Here is a 15,696-nt window from a genome sequence, read left to right as displayed (position 1 = left end):
GCGTCATGCGCTTCCTGACGACCTTTCAGACTTTAGATTTTTTGGACACCCTTGCCAGTCTGACGGCGGCATTTGTGCTGGGCACCTTGATCGGGGCCGAGCGGCAATATCGCCTGCGCACGGCCGGTCTCAGAACCAATGTGCTGGTCGCTGTCAGCGCCGCGGCCTTTGTCGATCTTGCAATGCATCTGACCGGTCAGGACGGCGCGGTACGCGTCATCGCCTACGTCGTATCCGGCATCGGCTTTCTGGGCGCCGGCGTCATCATGAAGGAAGGCATGAACGTGCGCGGCCTGAATACGGCTGCGACGCTGTGGGGTTCGGCAGCCGTCGGTTCCTGTGCAGGTGCCGACATGATCGCGCAGGCAGCCGCGCTCACGGTGTTCGTCCTTGCGGGCAACACGCTGCTGCGCCCACTGGTGAATGCTATCAACCGCAGCCCGCTGGACGCGCGCGCATCGGAGGCGACCTACGAGTTCATGCTCACGGTAGATGCGGCAGCGCTGAGCGATTTGCGCGAGCTTCTGGTCGAAAAACTTGAAGCGGCAAAGTATCCGGTGAGCGATGTCAACGTCATCGATCGCGCGGAGGGCGTCGTGGAGATCGTCGCCACGCTGGTCAGCACTGCCGTCGAAGCCAAGGAACTCGATGCCGTCGCAACCGATCTGGCGCGGCGTCCGGGCGTGCGTCATGCGACATGGGACGTCAGCACGAGTACGAAGGATTGAAACGGCGCAATAGCGCGAAAGCGACATCTATTCGTCGTCGTTGATGCGCCGGTTCCGTGTCGTCATTCACAATTCATTGAGTGCGACATCACGCACGCGTGTGAAAACAGGAACCTTCGCTCTGACGGTCCGTTGCCTTTCCATTGGGCGACGAACGGGTGCAGAGATGACTCCAGACGAAAAACGAAAAGCCAGACGAACCGACTTTCTTCTGTCCGCGTTGCTGGTCACCGCCGGATTGACGCTGTCGGGAATTTCCCTGATGCAATTGGCATCGCGCGGCGAAATCCATCTGGCGCAGGCGACGCAACCGTCGGACTCGCAACCCTCCGTGCCGGCCGGCAAGACCGATGGGCCGGCTGAATCAACGCCGGGCGGGACGCGGCCCACAACTCCCGCACCGGAGCCCGCGCGTCCCGATGCCGATGCCCAGAAGGCTGGCTCAAAGGCAGCGCTTCCGCCAGCGCCGGCCGAGAAGATGGGTGAGCCGATCAAGAAGTAAAAGTTACGCGTTCAAAACAAAAAAGGCCGGACATGTGTCCGGCCTTTTCCTATGCGTGTCCGTGGACTGGCGTGGTCACCACCGCACCAGAACATTCCGGAACTGCCATGGATCGCTGGTGTCGATGTCTTCCGGAAACAGTCCCGGACGATCTGTCAGCGGGGTCCAGTCAGTATAGTAGCCCTTCACCGGTCCGAGATACGGCCTCTGGATTTCAAGCAGGCGGTCGAAATCCATCTCGTCGGCTTCGACGATGCCGGCGGTCGGATTCTCCAACGCCCACACCATGCCGCCGAGTACGGCGGAGGTCACCTGCAGGCCGGTGGCGTTCTGATAGGGGGCGAGCTTCCGCGTTTCCTCGATGGAGAGCTGCGAGCCGTACCAGTAAGCGTTGTTGTCGTGGCCATAGAGCAGCACGCCAAGCTCGTCGATGCCATCGACAATCTCGTTTTCATCAAGGATGTGATGCTTCTCCTGCGCCTTAGCGGCGCGACCGAACATTTCGTGCAGCGAGAGTACCGCATCATCTGCTGGGTGATAGGCATAGTGGCAAGTCGGCCGATAGATGACCTTGTCTGATGCGTCGCGCACCGTGAAATAGTCGGAGATCGAGATTGACTCGTTGTGGGTGACGAGGAAACCGTATTGCGCGCCGCGGGTCGGACACCAGGTGCGCACGCGCGTGTTGGCGCCGGGCTGCATCAGATAAATCGCCGCGCCGCAGCCGGCTTCGTGCGTGTGTGCGTTTTCAGGCATCCACTTTTCGTGGGTGCCCCAGCCGAGTTCGGACGGCTGCACGCCTTCCGACAGGAAGCCTTCCACCGACCACGTGTTGACGAATACGTCCGGCTCTTTCGGTTTCTTCGAGCGCTGGGTATCGCGTTCGGCGATGTGGATGCCTTTGATGCCGGCCTGGCGCATCAGGTCCGCCCATTCGCCCTTTGTCTTCGGTTTAGGGGCGTTGAGCTTGAGGTCAGAGGCCACATTCAGCAGGGCCTGCTTGACGAAGAACGAGACCATACCAGGGTTGGCGCCACAGCACGACACGGCCGTCGTCGAGCCTGCGGGACGGGCCTTCTTTGCGGCCAGCGTATTCTCGCGCAGGGCGTAGTTGGAACGCGCTTCCGGACCCTTCGACGCATCGAAATAGAAGCCGAGCCAGGGCTCATTGACCGTGTCGATATAGAGCGCGCCGAGCTCGTTGCAGAGCTCCATGATATCGGTAGAGCCGGTGTCGACTGAAAGGTTGACGCAGAAACCCTGGCCGCCGCCTTCGGTAAGCAGCGGAGTCAGCAGTTCGCGGTAATTGTCCTTGGTCAGGCCCTGCTGGATGAAGCGCACATTGTGCTTCTCGCAATGTGCCTTGCGGCCTTCATCCTTGGGATCGATCACCGTGATGCGCGACCTGTCGTAATCGAGGTGCCGCTCGATCAGCGGCAGCGTGCCTTTGCCGATAGAGCCGAAGCCGACCATGACGATCGGGCCGCTGATGCGCGCGTGAACAGGGCTTGTGCTCAAGATTGTAACTCCAGATCAGACAGGGACATGCTGCCGCGAAGACCTACGGCAACTTGGGGGGGACGGCAACGCCGCTTTGGCGTCAGCTTTTCATAAAACGGTCTTGAAACCGCGCTTCAGCGGCCATCAGTCGTGCGACGGATAGGCCTTGAGCACGGTCAGGGAGCGCCATCGGCCGCCCGGCGTCTGGAACTCGATGGTCTGTCCCGCGGACAGACCGATCAGCGCCGCGCCGATCGGGGTCAGAATGGAAATCTTCCCGGTCTCGACATCCGCAGCCTCTGGATACACCAGAGTCACGGTTCGCTCCTGCGTGCTGATGTCGTCGCGGAACGTGACGTCGGAATTCATCGTCACAAGTCCGGGCAGAACGCGGGCGTCAGGCAGCACCTCGGCGCGCTCGATCTCGCGCGCGAGAAAATCGGTCGTCTGCGGATATTTCATGGCCGCCGCCTCCGCGAGATTTCGCAGCCGATCGATGTCGGACAGGCGCAAGGAAATTGGCGGAAGTTGTGGTTGCAGGTGGCTGATCATCATATTCACCGTCAAGCTGCTGTGGGACCGGAAGGGTCGGGGTTTTCTTCGTTGGCGCGGGCGAAATTCTTCATGTCCCGGCGCTGCAAAAGCGAAACCACCCCGGCCGGCGGATCGAGATTTTCCACCGTGGCGGTGTGCTTCACGCCATCAATTCCGGCGTAGCGGATACGGGCACCGGCATGGAGCCCGACAAGCGCTGCGCCAAGCGGCGACAAGACGGAGAGATGCATCTGATTGTTCCGGAAGTCGCCGGGCAGAACGAGAACACGGCTTTCGAGGGGCTCTCCGTCATCCGCGCGAAACGTCACCCATTCGTTCAGACGAACGGATCGCGACGGCACGGCAGATGGATCGTAAACGGTCGCGCGATCCAGTTCGGACAACAGGAATTGTCCGATCGGATGGCGGCTGTTGACGGCTTGTACCGCTACCTGCTTGAGCGGGCGAAGATCGCCGGAGGCGATGCTGACCGGCGGAATGGAATTCGACATCATGATGCGCCTCGCAACGCGACGCCGCGGCATCGTGGATGCCGAGCGTCTTCAATCTTCAGTTGGGAGAGGGGAACAGCAATAACCCGGGACGGCGCGGACGCGCGTCCGCCCGGGTCACCTTCGGGTTTGAAGGCGACCTGCGTGAAGCAGCAAGCGGTTATTGCAAATGTTCGACATGATGATCTTAAGCTAGGGTGGCCGGCAGGAAAGTCAACGGACCAACTGCGACATGTTGGCTCGCATACGAGCCAACATCCTGGTGAATTTCATCCGATATGACGTCAGGCGTTCCAGCGCGTAAGGTGCTGCCCTGCGCTTCAGGCCGAGCGGCGCTTCGCCGTGACTTCGATCTCGACCTTCATCTCCGGCTTGTAGAGGGCGGAGACCGCAACGATCGTTGCCGCCGGACGGATATCGCCGAGCGTTTCTCCGCACACGGCGAACACCGCGTCGAAGTCCTTGGCGTCGGTCACGTAATAGGTCGCGCGGACGAGGTCGGCCATTTCGAAGCCGCCTTCCTTCAGCGCAGTGCCGATGACTTTGAAGCAATTGCGCGTCTGTTCGGCGACGTCTTCGGGCAGGACTTTCGTAACGGGATCATAGCCCGTGGTGCCGGCGACGAAGCAGAAGTCGCCATCGACGACGGCGCGGCTGTAGCCCGCGATTTTCTCGAACGGCGATCCGGATGAAATCAGGCGGCGGGTCATGTCGTGAACCTCATAAAAGCGGCATTGCGCGCGAGTTTGAAGCCCACGCAATGCCGCGTCTTGGCGCTCAAATCAAGCGGCTATAGAGGGTCCAAATCGGGCCCATTAAAACCCGCCAGGCTGCGGTTTAGTTGCGCCGTGGCGTTCTCGTCGAGATGCGGATCGCGCTGAGAACCGGACGCCGCGTCGGCGAACGCCACCAGCGCTGGAACAGATCGGCTGCAAGCTGCAAAGCAAAAATGAGCATCAGCATGGTCCTCAGTCGCGACGGTTTGTTCATGGCGTGACCGATCACGCTGCGCGGAGCGCAAGCCGACGGGTTTTCCCGCCCGTCTTGGCGCGGGGCGTCCGCGCCTTCATGCCGGTGGCCACGATCATGCCCCAGGCTTCGTCCAGCGCGCCCTCACGCAGTTCGACCGCCAGCAGCCGGTCGCGCTCGAACGGGCCGGGCAGTGATAGTTCGCCGGTTGTCTCGGCTGAGAAGCCGAAGCGGGCGTAATAGGCCGCATCGCCGCGCAGGATGACGGCGCCGTGGCCGCGCGCCTTCGCGGCCGCCAGCGCGTGCGTCATCAGCGCCGCGCCGACGCCGAGCTTGCGGCAGGAGGCTTCAACGGCCAGCGGGCCGAGCACCAGCGCCGGAATGCCACCGGCGCTGACGTGCCACAACCGCACGGTACCGACCACGCGCCCTTCATGCACCGCGGAGAAGGCGAGGCCTTCGGCGGGCGCACGTCCGTCGCGCAGTCGCTGACAGGTGCGCGCATGACGGCCTTCGCCGAAGCACGCATCCAGCAGCGCTTCACGCGCAACGACGTCCGAGGCCCGCTCCGCACGGATCGCGAACGGAGCAGCGTCGGTGGTGAGGGCGGTGGTCTTTTTCCAAACAGCAGTCATGGCACGTCAGTCCCCACTCCAAACGGACAAGCGTCCGCGGAGTGTTGTCAGCAAAATCGCGATGTGACGGGATGGAAGCCGGCGGACCGGCTTCCGTTCTCTCGAAAGAACCGGATGCGCTCGGGCGCAAAACCGGTTCCCACTTTTGCTAGCGCATCTGGCGCAGCGATCAGATGTGGTAGGTCTTCAGCGGCGGGATACCGTTGAAAGCCACCGACGAGTAGGTCGACGTATACGCACCCGTGCCTTCGATCAGCAGCTTGTCGCCGATCTCGAGCGTGACGGGCAGCGGGTACGGCACCTTCTCGTACAGCACGTCGGCCGAGTCGCAGGTCGGGCCGGCGAGAATGCACGGAGCCATATCCGCGCCGTCGTGCGGCGTCTTGATCGCGTAGCGGATCGACTCGTCCATCGTCTCGGCGAGGCCGCCGAACTTGCCGATGTCGAGATAGACCCAACGGTTCTCGTCGTCGTCACTCTTCTTGGAGATCAGAACGACTTCCGTCTCGATGATGCCCGCGTTGCCGACCATGCCCCGGCCCGGCTCGATGATGGTCTCCGGGATCTGGTTGCCGAAGTGCTTGCGAAGCGCACGGAAGATCGACCGGCCGTACTGCACGACAGGAGGAACGTCCTTGAGGTACTTCGTCGGGAATCCGCCGCCCATGTTGACCATGGACAGGTTGATCCCACGCTCGGCGCAGTCACGGAACACCGTCGAGGCCATCGCCAGCGCGCGATCCCACGCCTTCACCTTGCGCTGCTGCGAACCGACGTGGAACGAAATGCCCACCGGCTCCAGGCCAAGACGCTTGGCGAGGTCGAGAACGTCGACTGCCATTTCCGGGTCGCAACCGAACTTGCGCGACAGCGGCCACTCGGCGCCTGCGCAGTCATAAAGAATGCGGCAGAACACCTTCGCGCCGGGCGCGGCACGGGCGATCTTCTCGACTTCGGCCGAGCAGTCGACTGCGAACAGGCGAATGCCGAGCGCGAAGGCGCGCGCGATGTCCCGCTCTTTCTTGATCGTGTTGCCATAGGAGATGCGATCGGGCGTCGCACCGGCAGCCAGCGCCATCTCGATTTCGGCGACGGTCGCGGTGTCGAAGCACGAGCCCATCGAGGCCAGCAGCGACAGCACCTCCGGCGACGGGTTCGCCTTCACCGCGTAGAACACGCGTGAGTCAGGGAGCGCCTTCGCGAAGGTCTGGTAGTTGTCGCGCACGACTTCGAGGTCGACGACGAGACATGGCTCGGTGTCGAGGCCCTCGCTGCGGCGGTTGCGCAGGAATTCCTGGATACGATCGGTCATAGCACTCTCCCAAACGGCCCTGCCAAACGATCTGGCGATGAACCGTCCAAAAAATGATGTCGGATATGAGCGCTTTGGCTGTCACGCGATGGAGGCGCGACCGAAGCCATAACACTCAGACCAAACTGTGCTGCCGTGGATTGGTTGGGAAAGCTCCCGCCCGCACACCTGGCAATGAAGGACAAGCCTCTTCGGTATTCGCGCTGGCTGGTGGAAAGCCAACAGAGACCAAAAAAGCCCGATCCGTCGTTGCTTTAAGTCGCGTCCCCCGTTGAGAGCGGGGTGCGCCGGTTCGCCTCCGGCTGCCAGTCACGGTTGCAAGGAGCAAAGTCGCCTTCAACGGCATCCCTGGAGAGAGATGCTGGCCTCTTAAGTCCAGACTGACCTAAGCGACCCTCGGCTTCTTCGTCCCTTGGCGGCTGTCCGGCCTCTTGTCCGGATACCTACCGACTGACACACGACCACAGGCACGTGCGAAATTGGGCAAGGGTGAAATATGAGTTTTGACTCGGTGGTGCAAGTATTTTTTTGCCCGCGAGGCAAGTTTCCCCAGCGCGTGATCGAAATGTCGCGCGGGCATTAACGAACGGCGAGGAAAGATGAACGCGCGTTAAGTTTTCAACGCGCGTGCAGTCTCAGATCTTGCGGGTAAACGGCTCGACGCGCTGAGCGCCGCGCACGAACGCAATCATGATGGCGACTCCGATCAGGAAGAGCACGATCTGGACGATGTGAGCGCCGGTGTCGCTGAGGCCGAACAGGATCGCGAGCGCCCAGCCGCCGGCAAAAGCCGCGCCGAACACCTCGGCGCCGATCAGGATGGCGGCGCTGATGACGGTGACGACACTGGGCCACGCGATTTCGCGGGCATTGGCTTCGAGCTTCTTGGCATTCATGACTTTGTGATCCCGTTCGGGCGGCAATCTCTGCGAAATCGTCGTCTCAATCAAGCCGTAAAGGCGTAAAAAAGCCTCACCGGATGATATACAGAAGTCCGGAAAATCGCTGCAATTAAGGCTCCAAGAAGGCCTGCATAAAGGTTCACATGTCAGAAGCCGCCAAGTCTTCCCCTGTCGCCAAGCCTGCCGACGCCGCGTCCTCATCTCACGCCAACCCACTGCTGGCGGCCTGGCGGACCCCGTTCGAGACGCCGCCTTTTACCGACATCCGGCCCGAGCATTTCCTGCCTGCCTTCGACAAGGCCTTCGCCGACCATTCGGCGGAGATCGAGGCCATCAAGGCCGATCCTGCGGAGCCCACGTTCGAGAACACCATCACGGCGCAGGAGCGCGCGGGCAAGCTGCTCTCCAGGGTGGCGGGCGTGTTCTACGATCTGGTCTCGGCGCACTCCAATCCGGAGCTTCTCAAGATCGAGACCGAGGTGGCGCTCAGAATGGCGCGGCACTGGAATCCGATCACCATGGACGCCAAGCTGTTCGCCCGCGTCTCGAAGCTCCACGACAAGGCCGCCTCGCTCAAGCTGACGCCGGAGCAGGCGCGGCTGCTGGAGCGGACCTGGACCGGCTTCCACCGCGCCGGCGCTGGCCTCTCCGAGGCCGCCAAGGCGCGGACGGCGGAAATCAACGAGCGGCTGGCGCATCTGGCGACCTCGTTTAGCCACCATCTGCTCGGCGACGAGCAGGACTGGACCATGGAGCTTGGCGCAGACGATCTCGCCGGTCTGCCTGCCAGCTTCGTCGCCGCCGCCAAGGCTGCTGCGGAAGAGCGCGGCCAGCCCGGCAAGATGGTGGTGACGCTGTCGCGGTCCTTCGTCGAGCCGTTTCTGAAGGATTCCAGCCGCCGCGACCTGCGCGAGAAGGTCTTCAAGGCCTTCACCGCCCGTGGCGACAACCGGAACGACAACGACAACAGCGCGATCATCCTCGAGGTTTTGAGGTTGCGCGAGGAGCGGGCGAAGCTGCTCGGTTATCCGAGCTTCGCCGCCTACCGTCTTGAAGACTCCATGGCCAAGACCCCGGAGGCCGTCCGCGGCCTCCTTGAGCGGGTCTGGAAGCCGGCGCGGGCCCGTGCGATGGCCGACCGCGACGCCTTGCAGGGGCTGATCGCGGAGGAGGGCGGCAACTTCAAGCTCGCCGCCTGGGACTGGCGCTACTACGCCGAGAAGCTGCGCCAGCGCCGCGCCAATTTCGACGACGCCGCGATCAAGCCGTATCTGGCGCTCGACCACATGATCGACGCCGCGTTCGACTGCGCGACGCGGCTGTTCGGCCTGACCTTCACCGAGCGCAAGGATGTGCCTGTCTGGCATCCGGACGTGCGGGTGTGGGAGGTGAAGGACGCCAAGGGGAATCACAAGGCGCTGTTCTACGGCGACTACTTCGCGCGGCCCTCGAAGCGCTCGGGCGCGTGGATGACCTCGCTGCGCGACCAGCAGAAGCTCGACGGCGATGTCGCGCCCCTGATCATCAACGTCTGCAATTTCTCGAAAGGCACCGACGGCCAGCCCTCGCTGCTGTCGCCCGATGACGCCCGCACGCTGTTCCACGAGTTCGGCCACGGCCTGCACGGCATGTTGTCGAATGTGATGTATCCGTCGCTGTCCGGCACCAGCGTGTTCACCGATTTCGTCGAACTGCCGTCGCAGCTTTACGAGCACTGGCAGGAACGGCCGGAGGTGCTGCAGAAATTCGCGCGGCATTACCAGACCGGCGAACCGCTGCCGGAAGATCTGCTCAAGCGCTTCATCGCCGCGCGCAAGTTCAATCAGGGGTTCGCCACGGTGGAATTCGTTTCTTCCGCGCTGATGGACCTCGAATTCCACACCCAGCCGGCGGCCTCGATCACCGACGTGCGTGCGTTCGAGAAGCAGGAGCTTGAGAAAATAGGGATGCCCGCCGAGATTTCGCTGCGTCACCGGCCGCAGCAGTTCGGCCACATTTTCTCCGGCGATCACTATGCGTCGGGCTATTACAGCTACATGTGGTCCGAGGTGATGGACGCGGATGCGTTCGGCGCGTTCGAGGAAGCCCACGACATCTTCGACCCGGCGGTGGCGAAACGCCTGCACGACGACATTTATTCGTCGGGCGGATCGCGCGATCCGGAAGATGCCTATGTCGCCTTCCGTGGCCGCAAGCCGGAGCCAGACGCGCTGCTGCGCCGTCGTGGCCTGCTGAACGAACCTGAAGCTGCATAGGGCATGATCCCGAAAAGTGGGAACCGGTTTTCGGAAAAGATCATGCCCAAACAAGAGATCAAAGATTGCTCATGACCGCCACGATGCGCCGTCTCATTCAGTGCTTGAGCCTTGTAGCGATGCTTGCACTCGGCACGGGTGCCGCGCAGGCGCATCCGCATGTCTGGATCGTCGCCAAGAGCCAGTTGGTCTACGCGCCCGACGGGTCGATCACCGGCGTGCGCCACGCCTGGACCTTCGACGACATGTTCTCGACCTATGCGCTGCAAGGTCTGGAGCAGAAGACCAAGGGCGTTTACACCCGCGAGGAACTGGCGGCACTGGCGCAGACCAACGTGGAATCGCTGAAAGAATATGCGTTCTTCACGTTCGCCAAGGCGGGCGCCACTGGCAGCCAGAAGAAAGAGAAATTCAACGATCCGGTCGACTACTATCTTGAATACAAGGACTCGGCGCTGACGCTGCACTTCACGCTGCCGTTCAAGACGCCGTTCAAGACGTCCGCGCTGGCGCTCGAAGTGTTCGACCCAGCTTACTTCATCGATTTTCAGTTGAACGAGAAAGATCCCGTCACGCTGGTCGGCGCGCCGGCCAACTGCAAGCTGGCGGTTCAGCGCCCGAGCGACGGCAGTGCGCAGGCGCAGAAGATGAATGAGGACACGTTCCTCAACGGCGACAATTCAAACTACGGTGCAATGTTCGCCAACAAGATCAGCGTGGATTGCCCGCAATGATGACAGAGTTTTGTCATTCCGGGGCGCGAGCAACGCGAGCGAACCCGGAATCCAGGATCATAATGGGAAGAGTGGATTCCGGGCCTGCGCCAAGGGGCGCATCCCGGAATGACGCCTGGGGTAAAATCGCTGTCGTCTCGTTGATGCTTGTCGCCGCAGTCTACCTCGATGGCATTCTTCATGCAGCAGCGGCACAGAACCCGTTCGGCGCGCCGAAGGGTGCTGTTCCCGACTCCCAGGTTGGCGGCATCGTCGGCTGGCTGCTCGCCAAGCAATCCGAATTCTATCGCCAGATGTCGGCGACCATCCGCGCCGCCAAGACCGATGGCAGCGCGGTGTGGGCGCTGCTCGGCATTTCCTTCGCCTACGGCGTCTTTCATGCCGCCGGTCCTGGCCACGGCAAGGCGGTGATCTCGTCCTATCTCGTCGCCAACGAGGAAACCGCCAAACGAGGAATCGTGCTGTCGTTTGCCTCGGCCCTGATGCAGGCGCTGGTGGCGATCGCGATCGTCGGTATCGGCGCGGCTGTTTTGAACGTCACCGCCGGTCAGATGTGCAGCGCCGAGCGCGTCATCGAGATCGCGAGCTATGGCCTGATCGCCGCCTTCGGCGCGCGGCTGGTCTGGACCAAGGGCGGCGGATTTGTCCGCGCGCTGCGGTCGTTGCGAGCGCCCACGCCGCAACTCGTTCCTGCGATGGCGCATGCGCATGGCCATGATCATGCGCACGATCACCAGCCCGCGCATTCGCACGACGCTGCTCATGCGCGCGTTGCCCACGATCACGCACATCATCACGACCACGATCACGGTCACCATGATCATGGTCATCCGGATCATGTGCATGATGAACACTGCGGCCACTCGCACGGCCCGACGCCTGCTGAGCTCGCCGGTCCCGGCGGCTGGGCGCGTGGCCTCAGCGCGGTGCTGACGGTAGGCATCCGGCCATGTTCCGGCGCCATCCTGGTGCTGGTGTTCGCGCTGGCGCAGGGATTGTTCTGGGCCGGTGTCGCAGCGACCTTGCTGATGGGGCTCGGCACGGCGATCACCGTCTCAACCATTGCGATCATCGCTGTATCGGCCAAGGGTCTCGCGGGGCGGATCGCTTCGGGCCGCGATGGTGGCGGCGCAGTATTGCTGCGTGGCATCGAGTTCGGCGCGGCGGCGCTGGTGCTGATCTTCGGCGTGGGCCTGCTGCTGGGATATATCGCCGCGGAACGCGTCACCTGCTTCTGATGTGCGCTGCCTTGACAACAACGAGGCAAAGCGCGATGCCAAAACCATCATGACAGTTGTTCCACTCGATGCGCATCGGCCGGCCCCACAGGCAGCGCCCGCGCGTGTCGGTGTGCTGCTGGTCAACCTCGGCACCCCCGACACCGCCGACGCCAAGGGCGTCCGCGTGTATCTGCGCGAGTTCCTATCCGATCCGCGCGTGATCGAAAATCAGGGGCTGATCTGGCAGGTGATCCTCAACGGCATCGTGTTGCAGGTTCGTCCCGCCAAAAAGGCGAAGGACTATCTGAAAATCTGGAATACCGAAAAGAACGAGTCGCCGCTGAAGACCATCACGCGCGCGCAATCCGACAAGCTTGCCGCATCGATCTCGGACCAGAAGCATGTCGTGGTCGACTGGGGGATGCGCTACGGCAATCCCTCGATCAAGTCGCGTATCGATGCGCTGACTGCGCAGGGCTGCGATCGAATTCTGGTGATGCCGCTCTATCCGCAATATTCTGCGTCGACCTCGGCGACGGTGGTGGACAAGGTGGCGCTCGCCCTGAAGGACATGCGCGCGCAGCCGACCGTGCGCTTCACGCCGCCGTACTACGACGAGCCGTGCTATATCGATGCGCTCGCCGTCTCGATCGAGCGTCATCTGGCGACGTTGCCCTACACGCCGGATGTGATCATGGCGTCGTTTCACGGAATGCCGCAGTCTTACATCGACAAGGGCGATCCGTATCAGGCGCAGTGCGTCGCGACGGTGGATGCCCTGCGCGCGCGCATGGGACTAGACGACAAGAAACTGATGCTGACCTTCCAGTCGCGCTTCGGATATGCCGCGTGGTTGCAGCCCTACACCGACAAGACTATCGAACGGTTGGCCAAGGATGGGGTGCGGCGGATTGCCGTCGTGACGCCCGGCTTCTCGGCGGATTGCCTCGAGACGCTTGAAGAAATTGCCCAGGAAAACGCTGAGATTTTCCACAAGGCCGGCGGTCAGGACTTCTCGGCCGTTCCCTGCCTCAACGACAGCGACGAGGGCATGGACGTGATCCGGCAGGTCGTGCTGCGCGAGTTGCAAGGCTGGATATAAAGAGGCTGGCCAAGCCGCCGGTTCTGGCCTCCATGCGGGCCATCGCGATCTTGTCCCTCGAACCATTCTCCTGTTTGGCCGACCAAGAGCAGGGCGGCTATCGCACGTCCATGCTAGGCTGACCCCAACACGCCGCGTTTCGGGTTCATCAGGGAGCTTTCAATGTCCGGTTTCGATATTTTTGCGATTGCGCTTGTTCTGCTTGTGATCTTTACGCTGTTCGCCGGTGTGAAGACGGTATCGCAGGGCTACGACTGGACCATTGAACGGTTCGGCAAATACACCCGCACCCTGGAGCCCGGCCTCAACATCATCATCCCTTATTTCGACCGCGTCGGCCGCAAGGTGAACATGATGGAGCAGGTGATCGATATTCCGGAGCAGGAAGTCATCACCCGGGACAACGCCACCGTATCGGTGGACGGCGTCGCGTTCTATCAGGTGTTCGATGCCGCCAAGGCGAGCTACGAAGTGTCCAATCTCAACCAGGCGATCGTGACGCTGACCATGACCAACATCCGTTCGGTGATGGGTGCGATGGATCTCGATCAGGTGCTATCGCATCGCGACGAGATCAACGAGCGGCTGCTGCGCGTGGTCGATGCCGCCGTCTCGCCGTGGGGCCTCAAGGTCAACCGCATCGAGATCAAGGATATCGTGCCGCCGGCCGATCTCGTCGAGGCAATGGGCCGTCAAATGAAAGCCGAGCGCGTCAAGCGCGCTGACATTCTGCAGGCTGAAGGCCAGCGGCAGTCCGAAATCCTGCGCGCGGAAGGCGCCAAGCAGTCGCAGATTCTTCAGGCCGAAGGCCGCAAGGAAGCGGCGTTCCGCGATGCCGAGGCGCGTGAGCGCTCCGCAGAAGCCGAAGCGAAAGCGACGCAAATGGTCAGCAACTCCATTGCCAGCGGCGACGTCGCCGCGCTGAACTACTTCATCGCCGACAAGTACATCAAGGCGTTCGGACAACTGGCCGAATCGCCGAACCAGAAGATCATCATGCTGCCGCTGGAAGCGACGGGAATGCTGGCGTCGCTCGGCGGCATTGCCGAGATTGCCAAGGCGACGTTCGGAGAAGGTGGATCGGCGTCCGCGCCGCGCCGCCCGCCGACCGTTCCGAACACCAAGTCCTGAACAGGAGGCTGGCAACCGATGGCGGACCTTCTGTCGAAACTCGAGACATGGAATTGGCTCATCATCGGCATCGTGCTGATGGGGATTGAGACATTCGCGCCGGGCGTTTTCATGCTGTGGCTCGGACTCGCCGCCCTGATCGTCGGGGTGCTGTCGTTCAGCATCGCGTGGTCATGGCAAATGCAGGTCATCGTGTTCGCGGCGCTGTCGATCGCGATGGTGCCGTTGTGGCGCTATTACTCCGGCCGCAACGCGAAGCCGACCGACAAGCCGTTCCTGAACAAGCGTGCGGCGGGTCTGATCGGCCGCGTCTTCACGCTGGAAAAGCCGATTGTCGATGGCGTCGGGACGGTCAAGATCGATGATACGGTATGGCGTGTCTCGGGACCGGACGTGCCGTCCGGCAGCCGCGTCAGGATTGTGAGCGCGGATGGCGCGAGCCTGACGGTGGCGGCGGAATAAGTGTCGCTAGGCCACGCCCGCGCGCAGGATGTCGTGCAGATGCACGATGCCCACCGGCTTCTTGCCCTCGGTCACGATCAGCGCAGTGATCTTCGACGAGTTGAGAATTTCCAGCGCCTCGCTGGCAAGCAGATCCGGGCTAATGGTTTTCGGGTTCTTCGTCATCACGTCGTCGACGGTTGCGGTCATGAGGTCCGGCCGCATGTGACGACGCAGGTCGCCGTCGGTGACGATGCCGGCGATCTCGCCGCGTGAATCCACAATACCGACGCAGCCGAAGCCCTTCGATGTCATCTCCACAAGCGCGTCGGACATCTTGGTGCCGAGCGGCCGCACCGGCACGGCGGCGTCCTTGTGCATCAGGTCGCGCACGAATTTCAGCATTGCCCCCAATTTGCCGGAAGGATGCAGCGCGCTGAAGTCCAGTGCGGTGAAGCCGCGGCTTTCCAGCAGCGCAACCATCAGCGCATCGCCGAGCGCGAGCTGCATCAGCGACGAGGTGGTCGGCGCGAGATTGTGTGGGCAGGCTTCGCGCGCCTTCGGCAGCGTCAGCACGATGTCGGCGGCGGCGCCGAGCGTGGAGTCCGCCTCGGAGGTTACCGCGATCAGGCCGATGCGAAAACGGCGCGAGTAGTTGGTGAGGTTCTTGAGTTCGGCGGTCTCGCCGGACCACGACAGCGCCATGATGACGTCGTCGGGCGTGATCATGCCGAGATCGCCGTGACTCGCTTCCGCCGCGTGCACGAAGAAGGCAGGGGTGCCGGTGGAGGCGAACGAGGCAGCCATTTTCTTGCCGATGTGGCCGGACTTGCCGAGACCCGTCACGATCAGGCGGCCCTTGGCGTCGCGAATGCGCTTGACGGCGGCTTCGAAGGCCGGACCGAGATCGGATTGCAGCGCGTTCACGAGCGCGGTGATGCCGCTGGCCTCGGCGTCGAGGGTGCGCAGGGCGGAGTCGATGGCGGCGGATGTGGCGCGGGTCGCGGAAGGGGTCGCTGTCCGCGATTTTGAAGAGGCCATGTGGGGTTCCAATTGAGCGGGAGCGGGCGCGATGCGCGCGCTTCGATCCGGGGCTCTACCTAGCACATCGAAACCGCCGACGCGACGCGCCGTTGCGCTGCCTAACCCCCCGTTAACCATAATTGTTTTAACTCTGTTAACGGCGCTGGCTCGCGCCGGGTGGCGGCGTGTCCGTCGT

Annotated in this window: 16 protein-coding genes; 8 read left to right on the top strand and 8 right to left on the bottom strand. The window is 62.5% G+C overall.

Translation table 11 applies throughout. From position 1 onward, the window contains the following. Positions 1–5 precede the first annotated feature (5 nt). The gene (locus AC1RKJ_RS09535; protein WP_492792697.1) at positions 6–728 is read left to right on the top strand and encodes an MgtC/SapB family protein; all 723 of its coding nucleotides are present in this window, start codon (positions 6–8) and stop codon (positions 726–728) included. Between the two features lie 166 nt (positions 729–894). Next, the gene (locus tag AC1RKJ_RS09530; RefSeq protein ID WP_492790821.1) at positions 895–1,230 is read left to right on the top strand and encodes a hypothetical protein; all 336 of its coding nucleotides are present in this window, start codon (positions 895–897) and stop codon (positions 1,228–1,230) included. A gap of 75 nt (positions 1,231–1,305) precedes the next feature. On the opposite strand, the gene AC1RKJ_RS09525 is transcribed toward AC1RKJ_RS09530, so the two are convergent. The 7 genes from AC1RKJ_RS09525 to AC1RKJ_RS09495 form a co-directional block, all read right to left on the bottom strand. Further along, positions 1,306–2,703: a homospermidine synthase gene (locus tag AC1RKJ_RS09525; RefSeq protein ID WP_492792696.1), complete on the bottom strand. Its 1,398-nt coding sequence runs from the start codon at positions 2,701–2,703 to the stop codon at positions 1,306–1,308. A 171-nt stretch (positions 2,704–2,874) separates the two neighbouring features. Further along, entirely contained in the window at positions 2,875–3,282 is a 408-nt protein-coding gene (gene rnk, locus AC1RKJ_RS09520; protein WP_492792695.1) for a nucleoside diphosphate kinase regulator, read from the bottom strand. An 11-nt stretch (positions 3,283–3,293) separates the two neighbouring features. Next, positions 3,294–3,779 carry a GreA/GreB family elongation factor gene (locus AC1RKJ_RS09515; RefSeq protein ID WP_492790820.1) on the bottom strand — a complete coding sequence of 162 codons (486 nt, stop codon included), beginning with the start codon at positions 3,777–3,779 and terminating at the stop codon, positions 3,294–3,296. A gap of 317 nt (positions 3,780–4,096) precedes the next feature. Further along, the gene (locus tag AC1RKJ_RS09510; protein ID WP_492790819.1) at positions 4,097–4,486 is read right to left on the bottom strand and encodes a RidA family protein; all 390 of its coding nucleotides are present in this window, start codon (positions 4,484–4,486) and stop codon (positions 4,097–4,099) included. Between the two features lie 291 nt (positions 4,487–4,777). Beyond that, positions 4,778–5,380 (bottom strand): GNAT family N-acetyltransferase, encoded by a 603-nt coding sequence (locus AC1RKJ_RS09505; protein WP_492790818.1) that lies wholly within the window; start codon positions 5,378–5,380, stop codon positions 4,778–4,780. Between the two features lie 169 nt (positions 5,381–5,549). Further along, positions 5,550–6,692 carry a type III PLP-dependent enzyme gene (locus tag AC1RKJ_RS09500; protein ID WP_492790817.1) on the bottom strand — a complete coding sequence of 381 codons (1,143 nt, stop codon included), beginning with the start codon at positions 6,690–6,692 and terminating at the stop codon, positions 5,550–5,552. A 635-nt stretch (positions 6,693–7,327) separates the two neighbouring features. After that, the gene (locus AC1RKJ_RS09495; protein ID WP_492790816.1) at positions 7,328–7,588 is read right to left on the bottom strand and encodes a hypothetical protein; all 261 of its coding nucleotides are present in this window, start codon (positions 7,586–7,588) and stop codon (positions 7,328–7,330) included. 149 nt (positions 7,589–7,737) lie between these two features. Between AC1RKJ_RS09495 and AC1RKJ_RS09490 the strand changes: the two genes are divergently transcribed. From AC1RKJ_RS09490 to AC1RKJ_RS09465, 6 genes are all read left to right on the top strand, one after another. Further along, positions 7,738–9,849, top strand: a complete 2,112-nt coding sequence (locus tag AC1RKJ_RS09490; protein WP_492790815.1) for a M3 family metallopeptidase — start codon at positions 7,738–7,740, stop codon at positions 9,847–9,849. A gap of 83 nt (positions 9,850–9,932) precedes the next feature. After that, positions 9,933–10,583 carry a DUF1007 family protein gene (locus AC1RKJ_RS09485; RefSeq protein WP_492792694.1) on the top strand — a complete coding sequence of 217 codons (651 nt, stop codon included), beginning with the start codon at positions 9,933–9,935 and terminating at the stop codon, positions 10,581–10,583. A gap of 143 nt (positions 10,584–10,726) precedes the next feature. Then, positions 10,727–11,821 carry a nickel/cobalt transporter gene (locus tag AC1RKJ_RS09480; RefSeq protein ID WP_492790814.1) on the top strand — a complete coding sequence of 365 codons (1,095 nt, stop codon included), beginning with the start codon at positions 10,727–10,729 and terminating at the stop codon, positions 11,819–11,821. A 49-nt stretch (positions 11,822–11,870) separates the two neighbouring features. Further along, positions 11,871–12,905, top strand: coding sequence for a ferrochelatase (gene hemH / locus AC1RKJ_RS09475; RefSeq protein ID WP_492790812.1), 1,035 nt, complete (start codon positions 11,871–11,873; stop codon positions 12,903–12,905). A gap of 162 nt (positions 12,906–13,067) precedes the next feature. Next, positions 13,068–14,036, top strand: a complete 969-nt coding sequence (locus tag AC1RKJ_RS09470) for an SPFH domain-containing protein (RefSeq protein ID WP_492790811.1) — start codon at positions 13,068–13,070, stop codon at positions 14,034–14,036. Between the two features lie 18 nt (positions 14,037–14,054). Further along, positions 14,055–14,498, top strand: a complete 444-nt coding sequence (locus tag AC1RKJ_RS09465; protein ID WP_492790810.1) for an NfeD family protein — start codon at positions 14,055–14,057, stop codon at positions 14,496–14,498. 6 nt (positions 14,499–14,504) lie between these two features. On the opposite strand, the gene AC1RKJ_RS09460 is transcribed toward AC1RKJ_RS09465, so the two are convergent. Continuing rightward, the gene (locus AC1RKJ_RS09460; protein WP_492790809.1) at positions 14,505–15,518 is read right to left on the bottom strand and encodes a KpsF/GutQ family sugar-phosphate isomerase; all 1,014 of its coding nucleotides are present in this window, start codon (positions 15,516–15,518) and stop codon (positions 14,505–14,507) included. Positions 15,519–15,696 lie beyond the last annotated feature (178 nt).

Source organism: Afipia sp. GW822-FHT04G07 (assembly GCF_058800765.1).
The sequence above is the reverse complement of the archived record's forward strand: the minus strand, read 5'-3'. Positions and strand labels throughout refer to the sequence as shown.